Source organism: Dactylosporangium sp. NPDC050588 (assembly GCF_040654975.1).
In the GTDB taxonomy this organism is placed as follows: domain Bacteria; phylum Actinomycetota; class Actinomycetes; order Mycobacteriales; family Micromonosporaceae; genus Dactylosporangium; species Dactylosporangium maewongense.
In genome coordinates, this window is sequence record NZ_JBFAJA010000014.1 from 128,634 (window position 1) to 155,202 (window position 26,569).

At 70.5% G+C, this 26,569-nt stretch carries 21 protein-coding genes; 14 read left to right on the forward strand and 7 right to left on the reverse strand.

Annotation, left to right across the window (positions count from 1 at the left end):
* The first annotated feature begins 5 nt into the window (after positions 1-5).
* The 4 genes from AB0I21_RS12025 (at position 6) to AB0I21_RS12040 (ending at position 7,233) form a co-directional block, all read left to right on the forward strand.
* Positions 6-1,550 (forward strand): ATP-binding protein, encoded by a 1,545-nt coding sequence (locus AB0I21_RS12025; RefSeq protein WP_360560463.1) that lies wholly within the window; start codon positions 6-8, stop codon positions 1,548-1,550.
* 235 nt (positions 1,551-1,785) lie between these two features.
* Positions 1,786-2,706, forward strand: coding sequence for a zinc metalloprotease (locus AB0I21_RS12030; protein ID WP_360560465.1), 921 nt, complete (start codon positions 1,786-1,788; stop codon positions 2,704-2,706).
* A 202-nt stretch (positions 2,707-2,908) separates the two neighbouring features.
* Positions 2,909-4,510 (forward strand): family 20 glycosylhydrolase, encoded by a 1,602-nt coding sequence (locus tag AB0I21_RS12035; RefSeq protein ID WP_360560467.1) that lies wholly within the window; start codon positions 2,909-2,911, stop codon positions 4,508-4,510.
* A gap of 77 nt (positions 4,511-4,587) precedes the next feature.
* Positions 4,588-7,233: a glycoside hydrolase family 2 protein gene (locus AB0I21_RS12040; RefSeq protein ID WP_360560468.1), complete on the forward strand. Its 2,646-nt coding sequence runs from the start codon at positions 4,588-4,590 to the stop codon at positions 7,231-7,233.
* Positions 7,234-7,286: 53 nt separating this feature from the next.
* Here AB0I21_RS12040 and AB0I21_RS12045 read toward each other — a convergent pair whose 3' ends face one another.
* Complete coding sequence (locus tag AB0I21_RS12045) at positions 7,287-8,486, reverse strand: ROK family transcriptional regulator (protein ID WP_360560470.1); 1,200 nt, start codon at positions 8,484-8,486, stop codon at positions 7,287-7,289.
* 120 nt (positions 8,487-8,606) lie between these two features.
* On the opposite strand from AB0I21_RS12045, the gene AB0I21_RS12050 reads away from it, so the two are divergent.
* From AB0I21_RS12050 to AB0I21_RS12065, 4 genes are read left to right on the forward strand one after another with little or no spacing between them, the layout of a single operon-like run.
* Positions 8,607-9,680 (forward strand): sugar ABC transporter substrate-binding protein, encoded by a 1,074-nt coding sequence (locus AB0I21_RS12050; protein WP_360560471.1) that lies wholly within the window; start codon positions 8,607-8,609, stop codon positions 9,678-9,680.
* Entirely contained in the window at positions 9,680-10,399 is a 720-nt protein-coding gene (locus AB0I21_RS12055) for an ATP-binding cassette domain-containing protein (RefSeq protein WP_360560473.1), read from the forward strand. The genes AB0I21_RS12050 and AB0I21_RS12055 overlap by 1 nt, the downstream gene beginning before the upstream one ends.
* A complete protein-coding gene (locus AB0I21_RS12060; protein ID WP_360560475.1) occupies positions 10,396-11,568 on the forward strand; it encodes a sugar ABC transporter permease in 1,173 nt (390 codons plus the stop codon). The genes AB0I21_RS12055 and AB0I21_RS12060 overlap by 4 nt, the downstream gene beginning before the upstream one ends.
* On the forward strand, positions 11,565-12,446 hold the full coding sequence (locus AB0I21_RS12065) for an ROK family protein (protein WP_360560477.1): 882 nt from the start codon (positions 11,565-11,567) through the stop codon (positions 12,444-12,446). Before AB0I21_RS12060 ends, AB0I21_RS12065 begins: the two co-directional genes overlap by 4 nt.
* A gap of 36 nt (positions 12,447-12,482) precedes the next feature.
* Here the strand turns inward: AB0I21_RS12065 and AB0I21_RS12070 are convergent, their stop codons facing one another.
* Positions 12,483-12,674: a DeoR family transcriptional regulator gene (locus tag AB0I21_RS12070; protein ID WP_360560479.1), complete on the reverse strand. Its 192-nt coding sequence runs from the start codon at positions 12,672-12,674 to the stop codon at positions 12,483-12,485.
* A 5-nt stretch (positions 12,675-12,679) separates the two neighbouring features.
* On the reverse strand, positions 12,680-13,723 hold the full coding sequence (locus tag AB0I21_RS12075; protein ID WP_360560481.1) for a family 1 glycosylhydrolase: 1,044 nt from the start codon (positions 13,721-13,723) through the stop codon (positions 12,680-12,682).
* On the opposite strand from AB0I21_RS12075, the gene AB0I21_RS12080 reads away from it, so the two are divergent.
* A complete protein-coding gene (locus tag AB0I21_RS12080; protein ID WP_360560482.1) occupies positions 13,722-14,408 on the forward strand; it encodes an ElyC/SanA/YdcF family protein in 687 nt (228 codons plus the stop codon). The genes AB0I21_RS12075 and AB0I21_RS12080 overlap by 2 nt on opposite strands.
* Before the next feature lie 117 nt (positions 14,409-14,525).
* The gene (locus tag AB0I21_RS12085) at positions 14,526-14,981 is read left to right on the forward strand and encodes a hypothetical protein (RefSeq protein ID WP_360560483.1); all 456 of its coding nucleotides are present in this window, start codon (positions 14,526-14,528) and stop codon (positions 14,979-14,981) included.
* Positions 14,982-15,063: 82 nt separating this feature from the next.
* Here AB0I21_RS12085 and AB0I21_RS12090 read toward each other — a convergent pair whose 3' ends face one another.
* On the reverse strand, positions 15,064-15,189 hold the full coding sequence (locus AB0I21_RS12090) for a hypothetical protein (RefSeq protein ID WP_360560484.1): 126 nt from the start codon (positions 15,187-15,189) through the stop codon (positions 15,064-15,066).
* A 2-nt stretch (positions 15,190-15,191) separates the two neighbouring features.
* Between AB0I21_RS12090 and AB0I21_RS12095 the strand changes: the two genes are divergently transcribed.
* Positions 15,192-16,124: a hypothetical protein gene (locus AB0I21_RS12095; RefSeq protein WP_360560486.1), complete on the forward strand. Its 933-nt coding sequence runs from the start codon at positions 15,192-15,194 to the stop codon at positions 16,122-16,124.
* A gap of 27 nt (positions 16,125-16,151) precedes the next feature.
* Here AB0I21_RS12095 and AB0I21_RS12100 read toward each other — a convergent pair whose 3' ends face one another.
* Positions 16,152-19,874 carry a helix-turn-helix domain-containing protein gene (locus AB0I21_RS12100; protein ID WP_360560488.1) on the reverse strand — a complete coding sequence of 1,241 codons (3,723 nt, stop codon included), beginning with the start codon at positions 19,872-19,874 and terminating at the stop codon, positions 16,152-16,154.
* 220 nt (positions 19,875-20,094) lie between these two features.
* Here AB0I21_RS12100 and AB0I21_RS12105 point away from each other — a divergent pair, with 220 nt between their 5' ends.
* On the forward strand, positions 20,095-20,748 hold the full coding sequence (locus tag AB0I21_RS12105) for a class I SAM-dependent methyltransferase (RefSeq protein ID WP_360560490.1): 654 nt from the start codon (positions 20,095-20,097) through the stop codon (positions 20,746-20,748).
* Positions 20,749-21,281: 533 nt separating this feature from the next.
* Positions 21,282-21,842 carry a hypothetical protein gene (locus AB0I21_RS12110; protein WP_360560492.1) on the forward strand — a complete coding sequence of 187 codons (561 nt, stop codon included), beginning with the start codon at positions 21,282-21,284 and terminating at the stop codon, positions 21,840-21,842.
* A 79-nt stretch (positions 21,843-21,921) separates the two neighbouring features.
* On the opposite strand, the gene AB0I21_RS12115 is transcribed toward AB0I21_RS12110, so the two are convergent.
* Together AB0I21_RS12115 and AB0I21_RS12120 are read right to left on the reverse strand one after the other, a co-directional pair.
* Complete coding sequence (locus AB0I21_RS12115; protein ID WP_360560493.1) at positions 21,922-22,344, reverse strand: hypothetical protein; 423 nt, start codon at positions 22,342-22,344, stop codon at positions 21,922-21,924.
* Complete coding sequence (locus AB0I21_RS12120; RefSeq protein ID WP_360560495.1) at positions 22,280-22,852, reverse strand: hypothetical protein; 573 nt, start codon at positions 22,850-22,852, stop codon at positions 22,280-22,282. Before AB0I21_RS12120 ends, AB0I21_RS12115 begins: the two co-directional genes overlap by 65 nt.
* Before the next feature lie 256 nt (positions 22,853-23,108).
* Here AB0I21_RS12120 and AB0I21_RS12125 point away from each other — a divergent pair, with 256 nt between their 5' ends.
* Complete coding sequence (locus AB0I21_RS12125; RefSeq protein WP_360560497.1) at positions 23,109-26,456, forward strand: discoidin domain-containing protein; 3,348 nt, start codon at positions 23,109-23,111, stop codon at positions 26,454-26,456.
* The last annotated feature ends 113 nt before the right edge of the window (positions 26,457-26,569 follow it).

Consider the following 26,569-nt stretch of genomic DNA (forward strand, 5'->3'; position numbering starts at 1 on the left):
GGGCTGTGAGCACGTCCGTACTCTGGCGGGCCATACGGGCAGGTGGCAGACCGGCGCTCGCTCTCCTGGCAGGTGCTGCCGCGTTTCCGCTTGTGGGCGTCCTCGTCCAGCGCGTCGGGCCGTACATCCCGATCGAGATCCTCATCGTCTTCGGCATCGCCGGCATCGTCGCGATCACCCACTACGCCGGCGTCGTGTTCGGCGTCCCGGTGGCGCTGGCGAGCTTCCTCGCCTTCGACTGGTACTACCTGCCACCCACGCATCCGATCGGGATCCCCGCCGGCGGCGACCTGACGGAGGCCGTGGTGTTCCTCCTGCTGGCGACCGCCGTCGGCGAGTTCGCCGCCATGGCCCAGCGCCGGACCGTGGCGGCGGAGACGGCGCGGAGCCTTCTCACCAGCGAGCAGGCCGCGTTACGGCGGGTGGCGACGCTGGTCGCGCAGGACGCGCCGCCGTCCGAGGTGTTCGGCGCGGTGGCCGCCGAGGTCGGCAGGATCTTCGACACCGACCTTGCGACCGTGGTGCGCTTCGAGCCGGACTCCACCGCGACCGTGGTCGCCGTCTGGAGCAGACGACCAAGCGCTCTGCGGCCCGGCGTCAACTACAAGCTCGACGGTTCCGTCGTCGCGACGGCGGTGTTCCAGTCCCACTGCCCGGCGCGGGTCGACGACTACGCCCGGGTCCTCGGACCTGCCGCGGACCTGGCGCGCCGACTGGGCATCTGCTCGACCGTCGCCGCGCCGATCGTCGTCGACCGGCGTCTCTGGGGGGCCGCGATCGCCGCCGTGACGCGGCCCGCCCCCCTTCCGGCCGAATCCGAGGCTCGCATCTGTGACTTCACCGAGCTTCTGGCCGCCAGCATCTCCAACACCCAGAACAAGGCCGAGCTCACCGCCTCCCGCGCCCGTATCGTCGCCGCGTCCGACGAGACACGGCGGCGGCTGGAGCGCGAACTCCACGACAGGGTGCAGCAGCGGCTCATCTCGCTGGCCCTCGAACTGACGATCGCCGAGTCATCCACCCCGCCGGGACTGTCCGACCTGCACGTCCAGCTGTCGTCCATCAAGGAGGGCCTGAAGGAGCTGGCCGACAACGTGCGTGAGCTCTCACGGGGGATCCATCCGACGATCCTGTCCGAGGGAGGTCTCGAGCCCGCGCTGAAAGCGCTGATCCGCCGCTCCCCGGTTCCCGCCGACTACGACATACGCATCGACACCAGGTTTCCCGAGGGCATCGAGGTGGCCGCGTACCACGTCGTGTCCGAGGCGCTCAGCAACGTGGCGAAGCACGCCCGGGCTTCGGGCGTGACGGTGCGGGTCAGAAACACAGATCGCGCGCTCGCCCTGTCCGTCCGCGACGACGGGTGCGGCTGCGCCGCCTCCGCCCGGGGTTCGGGTCTGACCGGCCTGGAGGATCGCGTCAAGGCGCTCGGTGGGACGATCGACGTCGTGACCCCGCCGGACGGCGGCACGGAACTGCGCGCGACGCTCCCCGTCGTGTCGCACGAAGACTCCCCGCCGAGCGATCCTGGACCTGTGGTCAGCCCATAGGGACGGAAGAGTCGCGCACCACAGGTCTCCTGCTGCCGTCGATCATGTGCGTGACCGTGGCCGCGTTCGTCTCGCTGCGACGCGCCCGACCCTATTACGACCCCTGGTTGCCGCACTGGGTCTTCTCGCCACCACCGCACCGTGCTCTCATGCCGGGAGGCGACGATCCCGCCTGCTTACAGCGGTCTGTGGAAGGTGAACGATGCGCAGAAGATCAACGCTACGACTGGCGGTCATGACCGCTGCCGTGGCGAGTTTCGTGGCGGCGGTCGGCGGTTCCGGCGTGGCCGGCGCGGCCGGCACCGTGCATGCCTCCGCGGGCGCCGCGGCGTGCGACCCGGGTGCCAGCGGGGCGCGGATGAGCGAGGGCGGCACGGCTCAGGAGCCGGAGCTGTACCCGAAGAACGAAGCGAACGCCTACGGCGTGATCAAGGATTCGCCGCGTCTGGCCAACGGCAGCGTCACCGTGCCCACGGTCTTTCACATGATCTCCGACCACCCGTTCGGCGCAGCCGAGAAGGATCGGTGGAACACGCTGATCGCGGCGCAGATGGCGGTGCTCAACGACTCGTACTCGGGTCGCACGGCTGCGGACGCGTCCGACACACCGTTCCGGTTCTCGCTCACCAGCACGACCTGGACGGTGAACAGTGACTGGTACACCGTCGTGCCGGGCAAGAACGAGCGGGACATGAAGCGGGCGCTGTACACCGGCGACGCCCGCACCCTCAACGTGTACGCGGGCAACATCGGCGGCGGGCTGCTCGGCTGGGCGTACTTCCCGAAGGGGTACAACAACGGCCGCGACTACATCGACGGCGTGGTCATGCTCGACGAGTCGATGCCCGGCGGGACGGCCGGCAAGTACGCCGAGGGCGACACCCTCACGCACGAGGTCGGGCACTGGCTGATGCTGGAGCACACCTTCGCGCACGGGTGCGCCGCGTCCGGCGACTACGTGGCCGACACCCCGCGCGAGGCCATCCCTCAGTTCGACTGCCCGGTCGGCGCGGACACGTGCAGCGCTCCCGGGCTGGACCCGATCCACAACTTCATGGACTACTCGCAGGACTCGTGCATGAACATGTTCACCGCCGGGCAGGCGGAGCGGATGAGTGACGCCTGGGTGGCATTCCGCGCCGGTGGCGGGAAGTAGTCAGGGATCGAAGCCGACGGCCCGCAGCGCACGAACCGGTGCGCTGCGGGCCGCGTCGCATGACCCGAGCGCCATTTGTAAAGCACCTTGCCTTTCGCTTGGGCCCGTGCCATCCTGGCTGGACTGGGGATCGTCAAATGCAAATGCCTGATGGTGGGTGCGAGCCCGCCCGCAGGCCGGTGCGTTCTGCGAGAGGACCGCCATGGCCACCCCGTCCCTGCCACGACGACTCGGCGGGGCCCTCACCGGCCTCGGCGTCGTCGCCGCCCTCCTGTCCGCCACCACCGCTCCCGCCGCCGCCGCGACCGCTGTCGCGTTCAGCTCGGTCGTCCCGGTCCCGGTCACGGCCACCGCCACGCCCGGGGTCAGCCACGGCATCACCGCGTCCACCACCATCTACGCCGCGCCGGGTTCCACACCGGCGGCGGCCATCGCCAACCAGCTCGCGGCCCGGCTGCGGGTCTCGACCGGGCTGCCGCTGCCGGTCGTCACCACCGTCGCCGGCCCGGCCGACGGGATCGCCCTGCTGCTCACCGGCGCGCCACCCGGCGTCGGCGCCGAGGGCTACCAACTCGACGTCACCGCGAGCGCCATCACCATCCGGGCCAACCAGCCCGCCGGGCTGTTCCGCGGCGTGCAGACGCTGCGGCAGCTGCTGCCCGTGACCGCCGACGCGGCGACCCTCCAGTCCGGACCGTGGCCGGTGCCGGGCGGGCAGATCGTCGACTTCCCACGGTTCGCGCACCGCGGCGCGATGCTCGACGTGGCGCGGCACTTCTTCACCGTGGCCCAGGTCCAGCGGTACCTCGACCAGCTCGCGTTGTACAAGATCAACGTACTGCACCTGCACCTGTCCGACGACCAGGGCTGGCGCATCGCCGTCAACTCCTGGCCGAACCTGGCGACCTACGGCGGCGGCACGCAGGTCGGCGGCGGGCCGGGCGGGTACTACACCCAGGCTGACTACACGGCGATCGTGAACTACGCGGCCGACCGGTACATCACGGTCATTCCCGAGATCGACATGCCCGGGCACACCAATGCCGCGCTCGCCTCGTACGCGCAGCTCAACTGCAACGGCGTGGCGCCGGCCCGGTACACCGGCACGCAGGTCGGGTTCAGTTCGCTGTGCGTGCCGCTGGAGCTGACATACACGTTCATCGACCAGGTGATCGGGGAGATCGCCGCGCTGACCCCGGGGCCGTACGTGCACATCGGCGGCGACGAGGCCAGCTCCACCACCGCGGCCGACTACTCGTACTTCATCAACCGGGTACAGCAGATCGTCGCCGCGCACGGCAAGACCGTCGTCGGATGGCACGACGTGGCCAACGCGACCCTGCTGCCCTCGACGGTGGCCCAGTTCTGGGGCACCACCACCAGCAACGCGCCGCTGGCCGCGGCGGTGGCGAACGGCACCAAGGTGGTCATGTCCCCGGCCGACAAGACCTACCTGGACATGAAATACCGCAACAACACGAGGCTCGGTCAGAAGTGGGCCGGTCTCATCGACGTGAACACGGCGTACGAATGGAACCCGGGTGCCCACCTCACCGGTGCCGGCGAGACCGCCGTGCTCGGCGTCGAGGCACCGCTGTGGTCGGAAACGCTCGTGACCACGGCCGACATCGAGTACATGGCCTTCCCGCGGCTGCCCGCGATCGCCGAACTGGCCTGGTCGCCATGGAGCACGCACAACCTCACCGCGTTCAAGCAGCGCCTCGGTGCGCAGGGACCACGCTGGAACGTCATGGGCATCAACTACTACCACTCGACCCAGGTCACCTGGCCGAGCGGCTCGTAACCGCCGGCGGAGCCGCAACGCCCACCGGGCGTGCGGCTCCGCACACCCGTCGGAGGTGCAAAATGTCACGAAATCGGATGATGTCTCGTCGGGCATTGGCCGCGCTCCTGCTCACCGTGACCTCGGTCCTGACCATCGGTGCGCTCGGCCCCGGCGGCGCCTCGGCCGCCACCGTGGGCTCCACCGAGCTGACCTCGGGCTGGGCCCTGCGCTCCGCCACCGGCCTGGCCGACACCGGCGCCACGATCTCCCAGGTCGGCTACCCGGCCGCCGGCTGGAGCCCGGTCGCCCTGCCCTCGACCGTGCTGGCCGGGCTGGTGGCGAACAACGTCTACACCGACATCTACGCCGGCACGAACCTGCAGTCCGTGCCGGACCTGACCGGCCAGGACTGGTGGTACCGCGGCCAGTTCACCGCCGCGGCCGCGAGCCCCGGGCAGGTCTACTGGCTGCGGCTGCAGGGCCTGAGCTACCGCGCCCAGGTCTGGCTCAACGGCACGCAGCTCGACGCGAACGCCGTCGGCACGTTCGTCTCGCACGAGTACAACGTCACGGGCGCCATCGTGCCCGGCGCGTTGAACGCCGTCGCGATCCGGGTGACCCCGCCGCGGCACGCCTGCGCCGACCTGTCGGTGTGCACCGTCGACTGGAACCCTGAGGCGCCCGACATGAACGCCGGCATCTGGGGCCGCACGTCCGTCGACACGACGGGCCCGGTCGCCGTCCGTGACCCGTACGTCAAGACCGTCCTGCCGCTGCCCGCCACCAACGCGGCCGACCTCACCGTGTACGCCGACGCGATCAACGCGACGGCGGCGCCGGTCACCACGACCGTCACCGCCACCATCAGCAAGCCGGGCCAGCCGACGATCACGGCCGGCCAGACCGTGACACTGGCGGCGGGCGAGCGCCGCGAGCTCGTCTTCGATCCCGCCGGCTACCCGCAGCTGCACGTCGTCAACCCCGTGCTGTGGTGGCCGTACCAATTCGGCAGCCCCGAGCTGTACCAGGTCACGACGGCGGCAAGCGTTTCCGGGGCGGCGTCCGACAGCAAGACGGTCAATTTCGGCGTCCGGCAGTTCACCGACTACCGCACGACGGTGCAAGGCACCTCCTTCGTCGGGTACAAGGTCAACGGCCAGCCGATCCTGTTCCGCGGCGGCGGGTACGTCTGGGACCTGCTGCAACGGTGGGACACCAAGACGAACAAGGCGCACGTCGACTACGTGAAGGGCATGGGCCTCAACACGATCCGCCTCGAAGGGACGCTCGGCAACCAGGAGCTCTACGACCTCGCCGACGCGGCCGGCATCATGGTCATGCCGGGATTCGTCTGCTGCAGCGCCTGGGAGAACGACAGCGGCTGGACGGCGGAGCAGACCACCGTCGCCCAGGCATCGCTCGACACCCAGATGCGGGCCCTGCGCGCGCACGCCAGCACGTTCATGTGGAACTACGGCAGCGACCAGCCGCCGACGGCGGCGCACCTGACCGCGTACAAGAACATCGCCGCCGGCCTGCACTGGCAGAACCCGACCGTGGACAACGTCGCGACCTGGTCCAACGCGAACGCGGGCATGAAGATGGACGGTCCCTACAAATGGGAGCCGCCGGTGCTGTGGTGGGACCTCACCCGCCAGGGCTCCGCGTTCGGGACCACCGGTGAGGAGGGCACCGAGGCGCCGCCGCCGCTGGAGAGCCTGTCGCGGTTCCTCACCCCGGCACAGACCTGGCCGGTCGGCAACCCGGCCTGGAACTACCACGTCGGCCGGGGCGGCAGCGTCTTCGACAACACCGACGTCTACACCACTGCCCTCAACCGGCGCTACGGCACCACGACCAGCGCCGCGGACTACTCGAAGAAGTCCGAGGTGATGAACTACGAGAACACCCGCTCGTTCTTCGAGGCGTGGAGCGCCCGGCAGCACACCCAGTCGTTCGGCAGCATCTGGTGGATGCAGAACAACGCCTGGCCGGCGCTGCACTGGAACCTCTACGACTACTACTTCAAGCCGGGCGGATCGTTCTACGGCACCAGGAAGGCCACCGAGCCGGTCCACATCGCCTACGACTACTTCAGCCGCAACGCATACGTCGTGAACTCCACCCTCACCGGCCGGACCGGGCTGACCGCCACGGCCACGGTGTACAACGTCCCGGACCTGACCCAGAAGTACACCACCAGCATCGCGGTCAGCGCGCCCGCGAACGCCTCCGCGCCGATCCTGACGCTGCCGGCGGTCACCGGACTGACGTCGACCTACTTCGTCCGCCTCCAGCTGAAGGACTCCAGCGGCACGACCGTCAGCAACAACCTCTACTGGTACTCCACCACGGCCGACGCGCTGGGCAACAAGAAGAACTGGTACTCCACCAGCGTCAAGACCTACGCCAACCTCACCGGGCTGAACAGCCTCGCCGCCAACACCGGCGTCACCACGGGCGTGTCCCGATCGGTCGCCGGCGGGCAGGAGACGGTCACGATCACGTTGACCAACACGAGCCCGACCGGCATCGCGTTCTTCGTACGACCGGAGGTGACCGCCGGCAGCGGCGGCACCGAGGTCGTGCCGGTCACCTACACCGACAACTACGTCTCGCTCTTCCCCGGCGAGTCGACCCGGATCACGGCGGTCTACGCCACCGCCGACCTGGGCGGGTTGCCCGCCCACCTGCGGGTGCGCGGCTACAACGTCCCGACCGTCTCGGTGCCGGTGCCTTGATCCGGAGTCCGGGGGCGGTGGGTCGCGGGCCCGCCGCCCCGGCGTCGCCGGTGTCAGCGGGCGGGTGCCGTCCGGTCGAGGACCAGGTCGCGTGCCTCGGTCAGGCCGACGGCGAGCGCGCCGAGCAGGACGGCGTCCGTGCCGAGCGTGGAGACCTCGATACGGGGCGGATGCAGCGCGACGAGGTTGCGGAGCCGCTCGGCGACCGGGCCGGTGAGCAGGTCGCCGGGCTGGCCGCCGACGCCGCCGCCGAGGACGACGAGCTCCGGATCGAGCACCGCCGTGATCCCGGCGAGCGCGTGGCTGACATGGTCCACCACTCTGGACACGACCAGCCGCGCGGTCTCGTCGCCGGCACGGGCGGCGTCGAAGACGTCCTTCGCGTTCGCCGCGTCGTGCAGGCCCAGCCGCCGCGCCAGCGCGACCACGCCGTCGGCCGAGGCCACCGACTCGAACATGCCGCGGCGTCGCGCGGCGGGCGCGTCCAGCAGGGGGTCGCCCTCACCGACCGGCAGGTAGCCGATCTCGCCGGCCGCGCCGCGGAACCCGCGGTACAACTTGCCGTCGATCATGATGCCCATGCCGGTGCCGGTGCCGATGGAGACGTAGACGAAATGCCGGACACCGCGGCCGAGCCCGTAGCTCGCCTCACCGACGGCCGCCAGGTCGACGTCGTTCTCCACCACATACGTCGAGCCGGCGATGCCCGCCAGCCGCTCGACGCTCCCGCGCCGGTCCCAGCCGGGCAGGTTCGGCGCCAGATGCAGGGCGCCGGTCGCCTTGTCGTGGATGCCGGGGGTGCCGAAGACGGCGAGCGTGATGTCGTCGCGCGTGATGCCGGCCGTGGCGACCATCTCCTCGGCGAGGCGGGTGAGCTGCGCGACGAGGTCGCGGGCGCGGGTGCCCCGCGACGACTCGTCTTTGCGCGCGACGACCGTGCCGACCAGGTTGGCCAGGCCGACGCGGACGTAGGAGCGGCCGACGTCGACCGCGAACACCCAGCCCGCTTCGGGGCGCACCTCGTACAGCACCGCGGAGCGTCCGGCCGCGCCCGCGCGCATCCCGACCTGGCGCAGCAGCCCGGCGCGTTCGAGGTTGGTGAGCGCCACGGCCACGGTGGGTTTGGACAGCCCGGTGTGCTGGGCCAGCTCGGGGCGCGACACCCTGCCCAGCCGGAAGATCTCAGCGAAGACGGCGCGCTCGTTCATCACCCGCAGCACGCTGGTCGTGCTCGCGGTGCCGGTGGTCTGCACCTGACCAGCGTGCCACACCCATTAAGAAAGGTCATTTATCAAATTCGTAAAGGACCTTGCCAAGGCTCGCGAGGTGGCTCAGCATGCTTGCAGAACCCTTCTCAGGAAAGGTGTCCCTCCGTGAGAGCCAGATGGTTCGTCGCAGTCGTCGTCGCGGCCGCCGTTGTCAGCGGGTGTGGCGGCAACGCCAAAGACAAGCCGACCGGCGACGACGCGCCGACGATCGCGTTGTTCCTGCCGGAGTCCAAGACGACCCGGTACGAGGCGTTCGACCGGCCGCTGTTCGAGGCCAAGGTGAAGGCGCTGTGCGCCGACTGCAAGCTGCTCTACGCCAACGCCGATCAGGACGCCGCCAAGCAACAGCAGCAGGTGGAGGCCGCCCTGGCCCAGGGCGCCGACGTGCTGGTGCTCGACGCCGTCGACGCCAGTGCGGTCGCATCGCTGGTGAACCAGGCCAAGCAGAAGAAGGTGCCGGTCATCGCGTACGACCGGTTGATCTCCGAGATCAGCTACGAGTACTACGTCTCCTTCAACAACGTCCGGGTCGGCGAGATGCAGGGCCAGGCCCTGCTCGACGCGCTGACCAAGGCCGGGACGGCCGACAAGGGCAAGATCGTCATGCTCAACGGCGCCCCGACCGACCCCAGCTCGGCCGACTACAAGACCGGTGCGCACAAGGTCCTCGACGGCAAGGTCCAGATCGGCCGCGAGTTCGACACGCCCGACTGGAGCCCGGACAAGGCCCAGCAGGAGATGGAGCAGGCCATCACCGCGCTCGGCCGGGACACCATCGTCGGCGTGCTGTCCGCCAACGACGGCATGGCCGGCGGTGCGATCGCGGCGATGAAGCGCGCCGGCTACCCGGCCCTGCCGCCGATCACCGGCCAGGACGCGGAACTCGCGGCGGTGCAACGGATCCTGACCGGAGAGCAGTACATGACCATCTACCTCGACATCCGTCAGGAGGCGGAGAAGTCCGCGGAACTGGCCGTCGCGCTCGCCAAGGGCGAGAAGCCGGCCGCGCCGACGAAGGTCGCCAACGGCACCGCGGACATCCCCGCGTTCCTGCTCGACCCGATCGCGGTCACCGCGGACCGGATCAAGGACACCATCGTCAAGGACGGCTTCTACAAGGCGTCCGACATCTGCACCGGACCGGTCGTCCCGGCGTGCACCAAGGCGGGAATCCAGTAGTGCTCGCCGCCTCGAACATCAGCAAGCGCTACGGCGCGGTCCAGGCTCTCGACGGGGTGAGCCTGGACCTGCCGGACGGCGAGGTGGTCGCCCTGGTCGGCGACAACGGCGCCGGCAAGTCGACCCTCGTCAAGGTCCTCTCCGGCGTCGTCACCGCGGACGACGGGGCGATCGAGCAGGACGGCCGCCCGGTCCGGATCGCGAGCCCGCACGAGGCGCAGCAGCTCGGCGTGTCGACCGTCCACCAGGACCTCGCGCTCTGCGAGAACCTCGACGTCGTCGGCAACCTGTTCCTCGGCGCCGAACGCCGTCGCTGGACGGTGCTCAACCACATCCGGATGGAGCGCTCGGCACGGGACCTGCTGTCCTCGCTGGACGTCCGGATCCGTGACATCCGGGTGCCCGTCGCGATGCTCTCCGGCGGCCAGCGGCAGTCCGTCGCCATCGCCCGGGCGCTCATCGGCGAGCCGCGGGTCGTGATCCTCGACGAGCCGACCGCCGCACTCGGCGTCGAACAGACCGCGCAGGTGCTCGACCTGATCCGCCGCCTGCGCGACCGGGGGCTGGCGGTGCTCGTCATCTCCCACAACCTGGCCGACGTCCGGGCGGTGAGCGACCGGATCGTGGTGCTCCGGCTGGGCCGCAACGCCGGCGAGTTCAGCACCGCGGAGTCCACCCCGGAGGCCGTCGTCGCCGCCATCACCGGAGGCACCGTATGACCACGACACTCGTCAAGCCGCTGCAACCGTTGCGCGCGGCGACGCGTACCGACCTCGGCGCATGGCCGGTCGTCGGCGGCCTGATCCTGATCGCGGTCGTGTTCGGGTCCCTCAACGAGCACTTCCTGTCGGCGGAGAACCTCACCAACCTGGCCCTGCAGATGGCGGCCACCGGCACCATCTCACTCGGCATCATCATGGTGATCCTGCTCGGCGAGATCGACCTGTCGGCCGGCTCGGTCAGCGGCCTGTGCGCGGTCGTCATGACGATCCTGTCCGTGCGCCACGGGTGGAACCCGCTGGTCGCGGTCGCCGCGGCGCTCGGCTGCGCCGTGCTGGTCGGCCTGCTGCACGGCTGGATGTTCACCAAGCTGCGGATGCCCTCGTTCGTCGTCACGCTCGCCGGGCTGATCGGCTGGCAGGGCCTGATGCTGTACCTGCTGGGCCGCGGCGGGACGATCAACCTGCCGTTCGACGGGTTTCTCGCGCGACTGAGCGACACCTGGCTGCCGCCGTGGGCGGGCTGGCTGGTGGCCGCGCTCATCGTCGCCGGCTGGAGCGCCGGCGCACTGGTCAACCGGCGGCTGCGCCGCGAGGCCGACCTGCCGGTCACCTCCGGCCTGTGGCTGACCCTGCGGCTGGCCGGCCTGGCCGCCGTCCTCGCGGTGGTGGTGCTGGTGCTGACCGCCGACCGCGGGGTGCCGCTGCTGCTCGTCATCTTCGGCACCCTGGTCGTGTGCCTGGACCTGATGCTGCGGCACACCGTCTTCGGCCGTCACATGTACGCGGTCGGCGGCAACGCCGAGGCGGCGCGCCGGGCCGGGATCGACATCACCCGGATCCGTGTCCTCGCGTTCGTCGCCGGGTCCGCCCTGGCCGCGTTCGGCGGGATCCTCGCGGCCAGCCGGCTCGCCGCGGTCAACCAGAGCTCCGGCGGCAGCGACACCCTGCTCATGGCGATCGCCGCGGCGGTCATCGGCGGCACGTCGCTGTTCGGCGGCCGGGGCCGGGCCTACGCCGCGCTGCTGGGGATCCTGGTGATCCAGTCGATCACCAACGGCATGCTGCTGCTCAGCGTCGACTCCTCGGTGCGGTACATGGTCACCGCCGCGGTGCTCGCCATAGCCGTGGCGATCGACTCGCTCGCCCGGCGGGGGCAGCCGAGGTGACGCGGCACGTACTGGCGATCGACTTCGGCGGCACCAAGGTCGCGCTGGGAACGGCGGCCGTCGACGCACCCGACGGCCGCCCGCACACCATGATGCGCCTGCCCACCCAGGGCTCCAGGGGGGCGCTGCAGGTCGTCGAGCGCACCCTGACGGCCGCGCGGGACCTGCTCAGCACCCCGGCGGCGGTAGGGGTCTCGACCTTCGGCGTGGTCCGCGACGACGTGATCCGCCTGGCCCCGAACGTGCCCGGATGGGACGGCATGGCACTGCCCCGGCTCCTGCGGACCGAGTTCGGTGACACCCCCGTCGCGATCGACAACGACGTCAACGCCGGTGCCGCCGCCGAGCTGCGCTGGGGAGCCCTCCGCGGCGTCGACATCGGCCTCTACGTCAACCTGGGCACCGGTCTGGCCGCCGCGCTGGTGGCCGGCGGCCGGGTCCTGCCCGGTGCCCACGGCGCCGCGGGCGAGATCGGCTACCTGCGCGACTCCGCCGCCGCCCCGGCCTTCGCCGACGGCCACGCCCCGCTGGAGGAGGCGGTCTCCGGCAGCGCCCTGGCCCGCCGCGGCTCAGCCCTGCTCGGCCGGGAGGTGACCGCCGCCGAACTGTTCGACCTGCACGCCGAACCCGGCGTCGGCGAACTACTGGACGAGGCGCTGGACACCCTGTCCCGGACGATCGCCAACCTCTGCATCACCCTCGACCCGCAACGCGTCGTCATCGGCGGCGGCTTGATGGGTGCCGCCCGGCACATCCTCCCGCGGGTGGCGACAGCCCTCACCCGCTCGGTGCCCTTCCCGCCACAGCTGACGACCGCCACCTTCGTCGACGACGCCCCGCTCGTCGGTGCCCTGGCCCTGGCCCTGGCACTGGCGTGATCCGACCGGGAAAGAGGTCCCGAGGGCTCCCAGCTCTCAACCCAGGGCGTCGCGGACCAGGCCGCCGCGGACGCGGTGGCCCAGGTGCTGGGAGACGGCGTCGAGGTCACGGATCGCGGTGGAGATCGAGACCTGGAAGCGCAGGCACACCTCCCGGCTGGTGACCGCGCCGTGGCCGCGGACCGTGTCGGCGATCCAGCGCCGCCGTTGCAGGGGCAGATCCTTCATCGATGTCACCCTTTCACGCTGCCGGCGAGCAGACCGCGGACGAAGAAGCGCTGCATGGACAGGAAGACCGCCAGCGGCACCACCATCGACACGAACGCGGCGGCGGAGAGCAGATACCAGGCGCTGCCCCGGCTGCCGGCCAGGTTGGCCAGGGCGACGGTCATCGGGTTGGTGCCGGGGGTGTTGGCGAAGGTGAGGGCGACGAGCAGGTCGTTCCACACCCACAGGAACTGGAAGATGGCGAACGCGGCGACCGCCGGCACGAGCAGCGGGGCCAGCACCCGCAGGAAGATCTGCACGTGGCCGGCGCCGTCGACGTCGACCTCGCCGCGCAGCCGGCGCAGCAGCGCCACCGAGTCGCGCAGCCAGGCGGCCCGCTGCTCCCACGTGCCCTCGTAGCTGGTCTCGGTGAGCATGACGGGCACGCCGTAGCGGGCGGCGGTCTCGCGCACGAGCTCCTCGAGCCCGGCGACGCCGTCGTCGCGCTCACGGCCGCCGACGATCGTGGCCCGCCCGGCGGTCGTGTCGGCGACCGCGTGCTGGGTGGCGACGATCCCGCGTGCGATGTTGCGCATGAGTTGCAGGTAGCCGTCGTGGCCGGTGAGGTACGGCGGCCAGGTCCCGGACTCCCCGCACAGCCGGGCCGTCCACTGTGGCTCGTTGAGTGGGGTCCAGGCGGTGAGCCGGTCGCCGTAGCGTGCGGCGAGCCGGGCCGCGTACTCGGCGACCGCGTCAGGGTAGTTGCGGTTGAGGAAGTGGTTGTCGAGCCAGCGGGGCGTGCCGTAGTGCACCAGGTCGACGATGACCTCGAGGCCGAGCTCGCACAGCCGGTCGACGACGCGGTCGGTCCAGTCCCAGGTGTAGACGCCGCGCGCCGGGTTGACGCGGTACCACGGGAAGCCGTAGCGGATGGTGCTCGCCCCGGCCTCGTAGGGGCCGATTTGCCACGTGGCAGAGATTTGCCACGTGGTAAGCCACGTGGCAAGTGAGGTCTGTCGAAATCCGCTCGACGGCCGGCCCGTCGAGCCGGCGCATAGTGTGCTTCGCATGACGGACGCACAGGAGACGACGAAACCGGTGCGCCGGTGGCGCCGGCGGGTGGTGCTCGGCGTGGCCGCCGTGCTGCTGCTCACCAGCGCGCCATGGCTGTGGACACAGATCGCCGCGCGCGGCCACGTGCACGACGAGGCGGATGCGCCGGCCGCCGACGTCGTCATCGTGCTCGGCGGCGAAGTGGCGGCGGACAAACGCACGCCCGCGCCACGCCTGGCCGGCCGGCTGGACACCGCCGCCGCGCTCGTCGACAGCGGCCGCGCCCGGGTGATCCTGGTATCCGGCGACGGCGGCGGCGAGTCCGGCGACGAACCGGCCGTGATGACCGCATACCTGACCGGCCTCGGCATCGACCCGCGCCGCATCGTGGCCGACCCGCACGGCCTGGACACCTACGACACGTGCGTACGGGCGCGCGACGTCTACGGCATCACCCGGGCCCTAATCGTCACCCAGGCCTACCACCTGTCCCGCGCGGTGACACTGTGCCGGCAGGTGGGCATCGACACCGACGGCGTGAACGCCCGCTGCGGCGGCTGCGCCGCCGGCCTGCTGGCCAGCAAGGCCGTGCGCGACTACTTCGCCAGCGGCAAGGCCGCCTGGGACGCGGTGCGCGGACGACCGCCGGCGGTCACCTCACCACCGAGCCCGCAGATCCGGGACGCACTGCAAGCCGGTTGAGTCACGGTGGTCGCGGCTGTCCGAGCTGTCCAGCACGACGGCCGTGTACCGCTCCTTCCCCGTCAGGAGGCATCGAGGCTAAGCTGCCACCGTCGGCTGCCACGGGGGAGTTCACGCATGCTGCGGGTCGCAACGCCGGTCGCTGTGCTGCTGGTGGCGGCGGGTGCACTGAGCGGCTGCAACACACCGTCGGAAGACTCGCCTCCGGCTGCGAAGGTGACCCACACGGTGACCTATGAGCTGTTCCACTCCGGCGGTCCCGGATTGAAGATCGTCGGCGCCTACACCGACGAGCGGGGCGCGTCGGTGTCGGTCGACACCCCGCAGTCGACCTGGACGAAGCAGGTCGACGTGGTGTATCCGGACGTCACGACCGTGGTCCTCGGCGGCAACGCCGCCCCGGACGGCGAAACCGTGATCGGCGCGCAGATCCCGCAGCTGCAGTGCATCCTGCGGGTCGACGGCTCGATCGTCGCCCAGCAGCACTCGCTGAGCCCGCGGTGCGAGGCGAAGCTCACCGGCACCGTCACGACACCGAAGCCCGGCTCGCCCGCGCCATCAGCATCCCGCTGACCCGTCAGCCTCGCAGCAGCTGCGCCAGGGCGGTCCTGGCCTGATCGGCCGTCGCCGTGGTGACCGGCGGGTGCATGAACCCTCAGCGCAGGGTGTGCCCGGCGAATGACGGCTCGGGCAGCAGGTGCTCGTGCTCCAGCCGCTCGTCCAGGGCCGGTGCCCAGATCCAGTGGCCGAGCGGGTGGCGCGCGGTTGGTAGCGTCCGCACGCATGGGTGGCATCGGGTTCTCGATCGGCATTGACGGCGACGGTGACGTCGACACGGCGCGCGTGGCGGTGTGGGAGGAGATGCGGACGTTCGCGCAGTGGTTCCATGTGCTCGGCGGCAAGGCGTACGACGAGCTGGACCACTACCTCGACGGGCTCGAACCGGCCGCGGAGCCGCATCGGGCCGGTGACCGGCGGATGTACTGGTGGTTCCCCAACCCCGCCGGCACCTGCCTGCGCTCGATGCTCGCCTGGGCGCACTGGTGCGCCGGCGCCGTCGCCGTCGACTGGAAGCGGGTCGGGTACGTCGCCGGGCGGCACGGGGTCACCATCACCGGGCCGCGGCCCGACGCGACGGCGGGCGACGAGCGGTTCGTGGTCGTGCGCGACCGGCTGTGGCTCGTGGAGGACGACGGGCTGCGGGGCGACAACGTCCTGCTGCCGCTCGACGAGCTGACCGAGGAGGAGACCGACCGCGCCGACGCCGCGCGGGCGCGCTGCGGGTGCGTGGTCTGCGCCGGGCTGCGGCCGGATCCCGAGATCCTCGCGGCGGTGCTCGCCGACCTGCACGGGGCCGACGACGGCCGGGCCGTGCAGGCCGCGTGGCACCTCGAGCGGATGGACAGCGTCACGCCCGAGACCCTGGAAGCGCTCGTGCGGGTCGGCGCGCAGCCCGGGCGGTTCCACTACGACGACTTCAGCCACCCGATCACCCGCTGCGCCGGCCGCGTGCCCGGCGCGTGGACGCAGCTGATGGCCCTCGCGCCCGAGATGGGCCAGGACGGGAGAGACATGGCCCTGCAGGCGTTGTTCCCGTTGTACCGAGCACCGCAGCGCACCGAGGACGAGCGGGACGCCTACCGGGCGGCGCTGCGGGCCGCCCTCGCCGAGTACGGCAGCGACACCGCGTTCTACCTGCTCAAGGAGCTGGACTAGAACTGGACCCAGCCCGACGAGGAGAGCCTACGGACACAGCGATCGATACGCGGCGCCTGGGATGTAGCGGGCCCACTCCACCGGGGTGATCGGGGTTCCCGCCGTGGCGCAGATCCAGGAGGCCACCCTGTCCGGATCGGGGTCCCACAGGCGCACGGCCCCGTCCGCGCCTGCCGCCGCCAGCATGCGGCCGTCGGGAGCGTAGGCAACGGTGTACAGCCCGGTCCGCGGGCGGGTGAGCGCGGCGTAGGGCGTCGGGTCGCCGTGCGGCCCGGTCTGCCACAGCCACAGCGTGCCGTCGGCCACTGCGGCGGCGAGATGCCGGCCGTCCGGGCTGTAGGTCAGCCAGTACACGTAGCTGGTCGGACCGCGGAGCACTCCTCCCACCGGTCTGGGGGCGCCGTCGACGGACAGGTCCCAGAACCGGATCGTCGTATCGGCGCTGCCGACCGCGAGGGTCCGTCCATCCGGGGTGAAAGCGACGCTGTAGGCGTAGCCGTCGAACCCGCCGAGGGCTGGGCCGAATTCGACCGGGTGGCGGGTATCGGCGAGGTTCCACACATGAGCGTTGCCGTCGGTATCGGCGGAGGCCAGGAGATGGCCGGCGCGGCTGAACGCGATCGCCAGGACCTGGCCCGCGGCGTTCAGAACGGCGACCGGGGCGTCCGTCGCGGCCTCGCGGTCCCAGAGATACACCCGGCCGTCGTTGCTCCCCGCCCCGAGGAGTTGCCCGTCCGGGCTGAAGGCGACGGACTCGATGAGAGCCGTCGGCCCGTGCAGGAGCCGACCGGCCACCGGGTGGGCCGGGTCGGTGATGTCCCACAGCTGTACCGCGCCGGTGCGGGTACCGGCGGCGAGGGCACTGCCCGTGCGGTCGATCGCTGCGGCGGCCGAGTAGGCAGGTGAGCCCGCCGGGGTGCGGATCGGGGGGCCCGCGCGCCGAGGTCCTCGCGGCGCTGCGACGTCCCACAGCTGCATGGTGCCGTCGTGGCTGGCGGTGACGAGGGTACGGCCGTCGTCGCTGAACCCGGTGTTGAAGATTGCGTCGGTGCCGCCGGCGACGGGTCCGGGAACCGTCCACAACCGCAGGATGCCGTCGGTGCCGGCGGTGAGCAGCGTGTCCTGGCCGCGGTAGTTGACCGCGGTGACCGGGGTCGGGTGGGGCAGGGTCAGGGTCGTTGCCGCGGTGGTGGTGTCCCACACCGTGACGGTCTTGTCGGAGCTGCCGGCGGCGACGCTGGTGCCGTCCGGGCTGAAGGCGACGCTGTTGATCCACGAGTTCGGGCCCGACAGCGGATTGCCCCGCGGGCTGGGCCGGCTGGGATCGCGCACGTCCCATAGCCGGACGCGGGCGTCGCTGCCGCCGCTGGCCAGGGTGGCTCCGTCGGCGGCGAACGCCAGAGCGAACACCGTTCCGTCGGCGGCGCCGATGGGCGGGCCGACCGTCGATCGCGCGTCGGTGCGATACAGCTCGACGCGGCCGGCGCTGCCTCCGGCGGCGAGCACGCTGCCGCTGGGGGCATACGCCAGCGCGTGCACCTCACCCACGCTGGACGGCAGCGGCGGCAGCGATCGCGGGCGGTGCGGTTCCTTGATCTCCCAGCGCCAGATTCGGCCGTCGTGGCTGCCTGCGACGAGATGTTCGCCTGCCGGGTCGAAGGCGAGGGCATACACCGTCGACGCCGGACCGGTCAGCGGGTCGCCGATCCGGGTCGGCCGGCCCGGGTCGAGCAGGCTCCACAGCGTGATCGTGGCGTCGACGCCGGCCGCGGCGAGGATGCGGCCGTCGGGGCTGAACGCCAGCGCGAACAGCGGCTGCGTGGACGCGGTCACCGCCGCCCGGGCGACGGGCGCACGGCTCGGGTCGGCGTCGTCCCAGAGCCGGATCACGCCGTCCAATCCGGTAGCGGCCAGCAGCCTGCCTCCGGAGCTGTACTGCGCCGCCTGCAGGGCGCGGGGGGAAGCCAACAACCTTGTCACTGTGGGTTCGACGGGCGCGTCGAGCAGGCTGGAGCGGGCCTCTGTTGTCGGCGAGATCCGGAATGCGGCGAGACTGAGCTGCTTGGCCAGCGCCGGGTCGTAGTCACGCAGCCGCTGCGCCTGCCCGGCGACGAGCCGGGAGATCGCCCGGTCGCGTTCGGCGATGGCCGACTGCCGCTGGCTGTACCCGTATGCGGCGGCCGTGACGGCCGTGACGAGCAGGGCCACCAGCGCAGCGACGATGCCGTAGAGGCGACGGGTGCGCCGGTGCGCGTAGCCGGTGGCGGCCGCCAGGAACTCGGTGACCAGCGGTGATGCCTCAGCGGCGTGCGCTCGGTGCCACTCCTGGGCCGTGGCGAGCCGCCCGCCCTGGTAGAGGGCGGCCCGGTCCCGGTCGTCGTCGCGCCATTGGCCGGCGGCCACGGCCAGTTGCTGGCCGACAACCAGGCCGGCGCGGTCCTCGTCGATCCAGGACCGCAGCGTCGGCCATGCGTGCAGGAGCGCGTCGTGGGCGATTTCGACGGCCACGTGGTCGACGGTGATCAAGCGTTGTTCGACAAAGGCGTCCAGCACCTGCTGCAGATCGGCGCGGTCCCTGGCCGGAAACGACGCGAGCAGTTCATCGCCGCCGATGCGGCGGCGCGTGTCTGCGGCATCCGTGCCGACGTGCACCAGCCGCAGGAACATTCGGCGCGCGAGCTCGCGCCGGTGTCCGGTCAGGCCGCCGTAGGCCCGATCGGCGCTCGCCGCGACGGCGCCGCCGACGCCGCCTGCGTGCCGATAGGCCTCGATCGTCATCCGGCCGTTCGGCGAGTTCTCCCACGTCTGGTAAAGGGCGTGTGACAGCAGCGGCAGCACGTTGCCGCCGGAAGGCCCGGCCGCCTCGGCGTGGCCCGGGGTGACGTCGCGCATCAGCAGCTCCACCAGGCCGTCATCGAGCTCGACGCCGGCCCGGCGAGCGGGGGCGGTGATCACCTCGCGCAGCTGCGACTCGGTCATCGGGCCGACGGTCAGCTGACGGTCGCCCGTCGCCGCGAGCAGCTGGGGGTGGGCCAAGAGCTGCGGGTAGAAATCTGCCCGAACCCCGAGCACGACCAGGGCGCCGCTGGTTGCCCGGGCGCAGAGCTCGTCGACGAAGGCGCGCTGCTCGTCCGGCGCGGCGGCGAAGACCTGCTCCATCTGATCGACGATGATGACCTTGGCGTCCGGGCCAACCTGGTTGCGCAGACCGGCCACCGGCGCCTCGCCTGGGACGGTCAGCGCTACCGGCCGACCGGCCAGGGCCGGAATCAGGCCGGCGCGCAGCAACGACGACTTGCCGGACCCGGACGCTCCCACCACCAACTGCAGTCCGCCGCCGGCCCGGTCGAGTGCCGCCATGCTTTCGACGAGGGCGGCGACCTGCTCGTCGCGTCCAAAGAACCACTCGGCATCGCTGGGCTGGAACGGCGACAGACCGCGGTAGGGCTCGGGGCCGGCGGCGCGGCGACCGGAAGGCCGCCGCACCGACCGCCACGCGGCCAGCCAGCGGTCGATCTCCTCGTCGTCGGTGACCCCGCACGCCCGCAAGACGTCGACGAACATCGGCCGGGACGACGTCGACGGCATGGCCCGGCCGGCGAACCAATCGCCGATCGTGCTGTGCCCGCCGACCACCGCGACCCTGGCGGCCAGCTGCCGCACGGTCAGCCCGGCAGCGTCGCGCAGCGACGACAACTCCCGGGCGAAGTCCGCGCGTGACGTGATCGTCCCCGGTCGTACATCGGTCATGGCCTATTTCTAGCGGCGTCCGACGCCGTACGGCTGAGTACGTCCGATACAGGACCCTGTACGGATCCGTCCGGATGATGACCCGAGGCCTGGTCAGGACCCTTCACCCGTTGCGAACCTCGATGCGCCGGCAACGCCTGCGGCACGGCTCCTGGAGTCCGTCACCCACGAAGAGCGGGCACTCCGGCGCAATCACCCACAGCTCCCTGAAAGGGCACCCATGACCAAAGACTGGGTCCGGTGGCACCAGGACTACGACAACCCGAACTCGTGGTTGGCGAAGAGGCTGGAAATTGTCCAACACAACCTATGTCGAGCTTTGGACGACGCCCCGTACGGCCCCGACGGCACCCGCCGCTTGATCAGTATCTGCGCCGGAGAGGGGCGCGATGTGCTGCCCGTGCTGGCCAAACACGACAACGGCCGTAGTGCGCGGGCGCTGCTGGTCGAACTCGACCCGACCCTGTCGCAGCGCGCCCGCGCAACGGCCGCCGACCTCGGACTTCCGGAAGTCGAGGTAGCAACTGCCGACGCGGGAAAAATCGACGTGTACCTTGGTGCTGGACCGGCCCACGTGATCATCGCATGCGGTGTCTTCGGCAACATCTCATCCGAAGACATTCAGCGAACCATCGCGACCCTGCCGGCACTCCTAGCTCCGGGCGGCATCGTCATCTGGACCCGTGGCCTCCTCGAAAACGGCGACGACCCGAGCCTCGAGGTGCGGACATGCTTCGACGAACACGGCTTCGCGGAACTGTCCTTCACCAGCCCTGCCGGATCGAGGAACAGGGTAGGCGTGCATCAACTCTCCATCCAGCCGGCGGAAACACCCCCAGCCACCCCGGGCATGCGGATGTTTGCCTTCCGCTGACCGGAAGGCGGCATTACAAGGCCAGGTTCCATTCCTCCAGGCGCCGCCAGCAGGTCATCCCCGACCCGACCTCGATTTTCCCGAAGACGTTGCACCGAGAAGGAGAAGCCATGATCGGAACAAAGATCAAGCGATACCTGTCCACAGCGGCGGTCGTCAGTCTGACGTCAGCCACGATGTTGGTCGTTACGGCGGCACCCGCGTCGGCAACCAGCGTGCTCAACTACTACTACTGCTCCCGACTGACGAGCCTCTGCCAACAGCAGAATCCTCCACACAGCAACCTCGTCGGGAACCGCTGCCACTGGGTGGGGACCGCCTACACGACTGGCAGTCCGGTAAGTATCTGCAATTACTGGGACAACTGATTCTCGAACGCCGGACAACCGCTGCCGCGGTCCGAAGCGTACTGGCGCGCGTGCAGCTCGTGATACCCGATCGGTATGAGCGAGGCGCCAACCTGTACTGGGGTGGCTACCTCGACTACGTCCCGGGTCAGTCACCGGGCCGGCGCCGTCGTCCCATGGATACTCATGACCATGCGCGCCCTGCCCCGCCATCGGCTCGCCGGGCTGGCCGTCCTCGTGACGGCCGGCCTGGCCTGGCTGACGGCCTGCGACGATGCCGTCCACCACGCGCCGGCGACGAAGATGCTCATCGGTGTCTCCAACGCCGGCGGCGCGCCGGCGCTGGAGGTCCGCTTCTGCTCCGGGCAGCGGACGCAGTTCATCGTGCTCCATGACGACACCGTGCCGACAGCTCCACCGACAGCGGCGCGGACCCAGGGTGACTTCAGCGACGACCTGTGGCACATCACGAACCAGTCCGACAACCGCTCGTCGTACACGGTCCAGTTCGGCACCGTGCCGGCCGGCTGGCATGACGACCGGAGCGGCCCGATCACCCTGATCCCGGACACGAAGTACTTCCTGCGGGCGCACGGCGGACCGATGCCGTCGGTGCGCGTCACCTTCACCGGCTCGGCGGTGACGGCGCTCACCGACGGCCAGATCCTCACGGTCGGCGAGGACGACGTGTCCGAGACGGTCATGTCCTCGGCGGACTTCGAGGCGGAGGCGAAACGCCGCTGCTGACCTGCGCACCACGCCCCTCCCTGCGATCGCCGGGCCGGCCGTCCTCGTGAGGGCCGCCCGGTTGACGTCCGGGCGCCCCTCAGGGGTTACACGACGACGACGCAGGCGCCGATCTCCGACGTGAGGCGTAGGTGGCCGCGGCAGGCATTTCGGTCGCGGTGGCCATGACCACGGTGCCGGCCGGGGTGCCGACGGGCGGTACGGTCGCCGCGACGACGTTGCCGTTGGCGTTGGTGACGACCGTGACGGCGCCGAGGAAGGTCTCCGCCGGGCTCGTGCCGCCCACGCCGCAGGCCGCGGCGGCGAAGAACAGGGTGATCGCGCCGGTGGGGTCGGTGCCGATCGCGTTGCCCCGGATCACGGTCTCGTCGGTGGCGGCGTCGAGCTCGATGCCGTTGGCGCCGTTGGTGCCGATCACGTTCGCCGATCCCGTGTCGTCACCGCCGATGATCGTCCGGTCGGCGTTGACCGTGATGCCGTTGCCGGTGTTGGGCAGCGGCACCAGCGTTCCGGCGGCACCGATCGCCGTGCCGATACGGTTGCCCTTTGATGCCGCCACCGCCGTTGCCGAGCGCGGTCGTGCCGGTCGCGTCGCTGCCGATGCGGTTGCCGAGCACCTTGGTGCCGGTGCCCTGCAGTTCGACGCCGTACAGCCGGTTGCCGGAGATGAGGTTGCGGTCGGCCGGGTGCTCGGCGTCCCGCAGCGACCCGGCCCCGGTGTCGTTGACGTTCGTGACGACGTAGATCGCGAAGGCGTTCGCCGGAGGCGCGGACATCCCGAGGCCGGCGCAGGTGAGCACCAGGGCGGTGATCGCCGCCCGGCGGATGGTCGATCGGTTCAAAGCCGTTTCCGTTCGCCACGCCGGCCGAACGGTTCGGCCGGTCGAGTCGTGGCTCAGGCTGCCGACCAGGCCTGCCATACACCTTGCGCAAACCTTGGCCGCGCTGGTCGGCGCCGCTTCCGCGGCCGTACGCGCACGCCCGTAGCCCATGCCCGCCTCGCGTGCCATGCCCGCGGATGGCGCCGGCCGGCCCACGTGTGCATTTGTGCATGTGAATTGCACGCAGGCGTTGAGCGTCCCCACCTACGCTCCGCCGGCACGACCAATCCGAGTGCATCGTCCGGTGACCGTGCGCCGTGGTCATGATCCGCGGACGCGCCACGGAAAGTACAACGAAGGAGCATAGATGGTCCAGATAAGACATCGAAGGGCCCGCTCAGGGCCCTTCGCCGGCCGATGGGGTCGGCTGCTGGCGGGTGCGCTGGTGGCACTGGCCGTCAGCACGGGCAATGTGGTGGTGCTGCCGACGACGGCGCACGCGGCGCCCGTCTCGACCGACCCGGAACAGCGCCGCCGAAGCCTGTTCTCGGCGTACATGCGCAGCCGGACGAGTGGTCATGAGGGCCTGCGCAACATGTACGTCAGCGCGGAAATGGTCGGCTACAAGCAGCTGCACCCGAACGCCACGGCGAGGCAGGTGGTCGAACACGGCGTCAAGATGAACGAGTACTACAAGAGCCACCTGGTCGCCGACGACCTGGAACGCCCGATGTACCTGTTGGCGACCAAGCTTCTCGAGCTGACCGCGAAGAATCCGGCCGGCTCGATCGCCGCCCCCATCTTGCAGGAGATGATGCAGGAGACGCTCGGCAAGCAGCTGACCAAGTACGGGACGATGGTCGACGAGATCTATGCGTCGCAGTTCGAGAGCGCATACCTCACCCAGGTCTTCCAGATCATGGACAACCAGTGGACGGCGGTGGCCACCTACGGCGCCAACGACCCGGAGTTCCGCGCCGCGTGGAACGGCTACATCGGCGCACTGTACGGCGTCTCGGCCGACGCCACCGTGGAGGCGCTCGAGGCCGACCCGCTGATCGGTACGTTCGTCGACGTACAGGCGCTGAAGGATCTCCAGGTCAACTCCGATCTCTACCTCGCGGAGGGCAACCGGCAGCTGACCAAGCTGCTCAAGGAGATCAACGCGCAGGTGGGCGCGACCAACGCGGAGCTCGAGCGGTTGAACACCAAGTTCCCCGTGCAGGGCGCCAACCCGAGCCCGTCCGACTATGAGGTGGCGAAGGCCAACGCGGCGGCCCGTCAGGTGTGGATCGACCAGGCGGCGGGCGCGGTGAAGCTACTGTCGATCCTGGTCGGCTTCGCTGACGAGAAGGCAGGCAAGTTCGTGTCGGTCGCCGGCAGCGCGGCCGTCCAGATCGCCACGGCGGTCAACAACTTCCTGCCCACGATCGCGGCCAAGGGTCTGACCGGCGCGCTGTTCTCGATGACCGGCATCGGGCTGGCCGCCAACGTGCTCGGCGCTGTCCAGTCGCTGTTGCCGCTGTTCGCGGCCGGGCCGACACCGGAGCAGCAGATCCTCGAGCAGGTGACGGCGCTGAAGGAGCAGGTCAAGGACCTCAAAGACGAGATGAACGAGCGGTTCGACCGCATCGAGACGGCGCTGGGGAATCTCTACGACGCGCTGTACGACCAGTTCGAAGTTGTGGTGAAGCTGCACCAGGCGACCCAGGCCCAGCTCAAACAGATCACGGCCGACCTCGCCCAGCTCACGGAGCAGGTGGACTACTGGGGTCATGCACTCCTCACGGCCAAACAGCAGGACGAGAAGAACGCAGTCATCAAAACGATGAACAACTCGCTGGACTACCGGGTCAGGTCCGGCCGGGAGATGTCGCCAAGGGAGTACTACGATGCGGCGACGTCCCTGCAGGGTGCCGCGTCGAACGTGAGCACAGTTCACCCGCAGGCCGCGCCACTCGACGTGCAGGCTCCGGAGGCCGCGCTGCGCGACTACGGGCACTACGGTTCCATCGCATGGCTGAACCAGTACGCCTACGCGAACCTCGGCCTGCCGCAGACCAGCAGAGTCACCGGCACGCCATCGGTGGAGTTCTGGCTGCTGGCCGCCGAGGGGTACAAGACGCTGCTCGCGCAGAACCCGGCGCAGGCCGCGCCGGTCAACGGCGTGACGGCTGACGTCACCACCGCGGGCGAGGCCATCCAGTATGCGGTGCGGCAGTTCAGCCTGCCGCAGCCGGCAGGAGGCCCGCGACTGAACCCGGTCTTCACGAAGTTGCTGGAGACCTACCGCACCACCGCGTCCGCGATGGCCACCGAGTTCCAGAAGAAGGAGCTCGCCGCGCTCAACCAGGCCACGGACGTCAACATCGCCGGACTGCCCAGCCAGCAGGTGCCGAAGCCGGCTGAAGAGCCGAGCGGCATCCCCGTCTGCGCCGGGTCCGGCATGACCGCCTCCCGCCCGGGCAACGTGGTCAGCCTGGACCTGAATGAGTTGTGGGTCGCCAACCGCGGACGGGCTGACACCCCGGTACAGATCTGCTACCAGGCCGCGTGGATCAACATGACCGAGCCGGGCGACGGCGACAAGCCTTACGCGCTCTACGCCGATCTGGAAGTGCAGTTCCGGGTCCAGCAGGTGTGGAACGGCCAGCCGGTCGTCGCGCGCACGTGGACGAAGGTGATCCCGTACGGGAAGATGGCGCAGTACTACCCGCTGCGGGACACCCGCAAGTCGTGGATGACCAAGCCCGACGACGCGATGCGGGCGAACTGGGTGTCGACGTACAAGGCGACCTTCCAGCAGTCCGCCACCCGCTCCGACAATGCCGAAGCGGTGCGGAAGGTGCGTGACTGGCTGTACGGCGCGGCCGGGCAGTACTACGCAGACGTCACGCGAGAGCTGGTCACACCCGGTACAACGCTCAACGGCCTCAACACGAAGCTCACCCGGACCGTCATGCTGCTCGAGGCATACACGAAGCTCGGGTTCGCGAAGTCGATGCGGCAGGACGAGAGGGTCGGGCTCTACCTGCTGGGGACGGAGCGGGTGCCCTCGGACCACGGCGAGCAGCGGGTGCTGACACCGTTCCTGACCGCCCGCGACAACTACTGCGCGTCGGTGGCGGGCGACGGCAAGTGCGTGGTGAAGGCCCCGGAGGACGGCAAGCCGGAGCCGACCGCGACCGCCCGCCAGAACGCGACGTTCGTTCCCTGCACGAACTACACCACGAAGGATCCGATTGGAGCGTGCTTCAACGAGCTGCAGGGCTCCCGGTCCGAGCTGCTGCGGCAGCGCCTCGAGGAAGCCACTGTCCGGATCGCCACCGTGCCGGGGTTCACCGAGGGCATCGCCGCGGTGGACTACATGCTCGGCGCCATCCAGACGGCCGAGCAGGTCGCCAAGCACCCGCTCGACCTGGCCTACGGGAAGCCCGCGACCGCGTCCAGCGTGGAGATCCCGGCCCTGGCGGCGATGTACGCCGTGGACGGCGACCCCGGCACCCGGTGGTCGAGCCTGTACAGCGACCCGCAGTGGCTGCAGGTCGACCTCGGCTCGACGAAGTCGATCTCCCGGGTGCGGCTGACCTGGGAGTTCGCGTACGGGCGGGACTACCTGGTGCAGTTGTCCAACGATGGGATCCATTGGGACCCGGTCTACTCGACGGGGGAAGGGGACGGCGGCGTGGACGACCTCACGGTAGCGGGATCGGGCCGCTACCTGCGGATCTACGGCAACGCCCGGGGCACGTCGTACGGCTACTCGCTATGGTCGGTCGAGGCCTACGCGTGACGTTCCGGCAACGGTAAGGCGTCGCGGGGGGGGGGGGGGGCGGGCCCCCCCCAACAAAACAAGCGGGGGGGGGGGGGGGGGGCAAAACGGTGGGGGGGGGGGGAGAGGGGGGT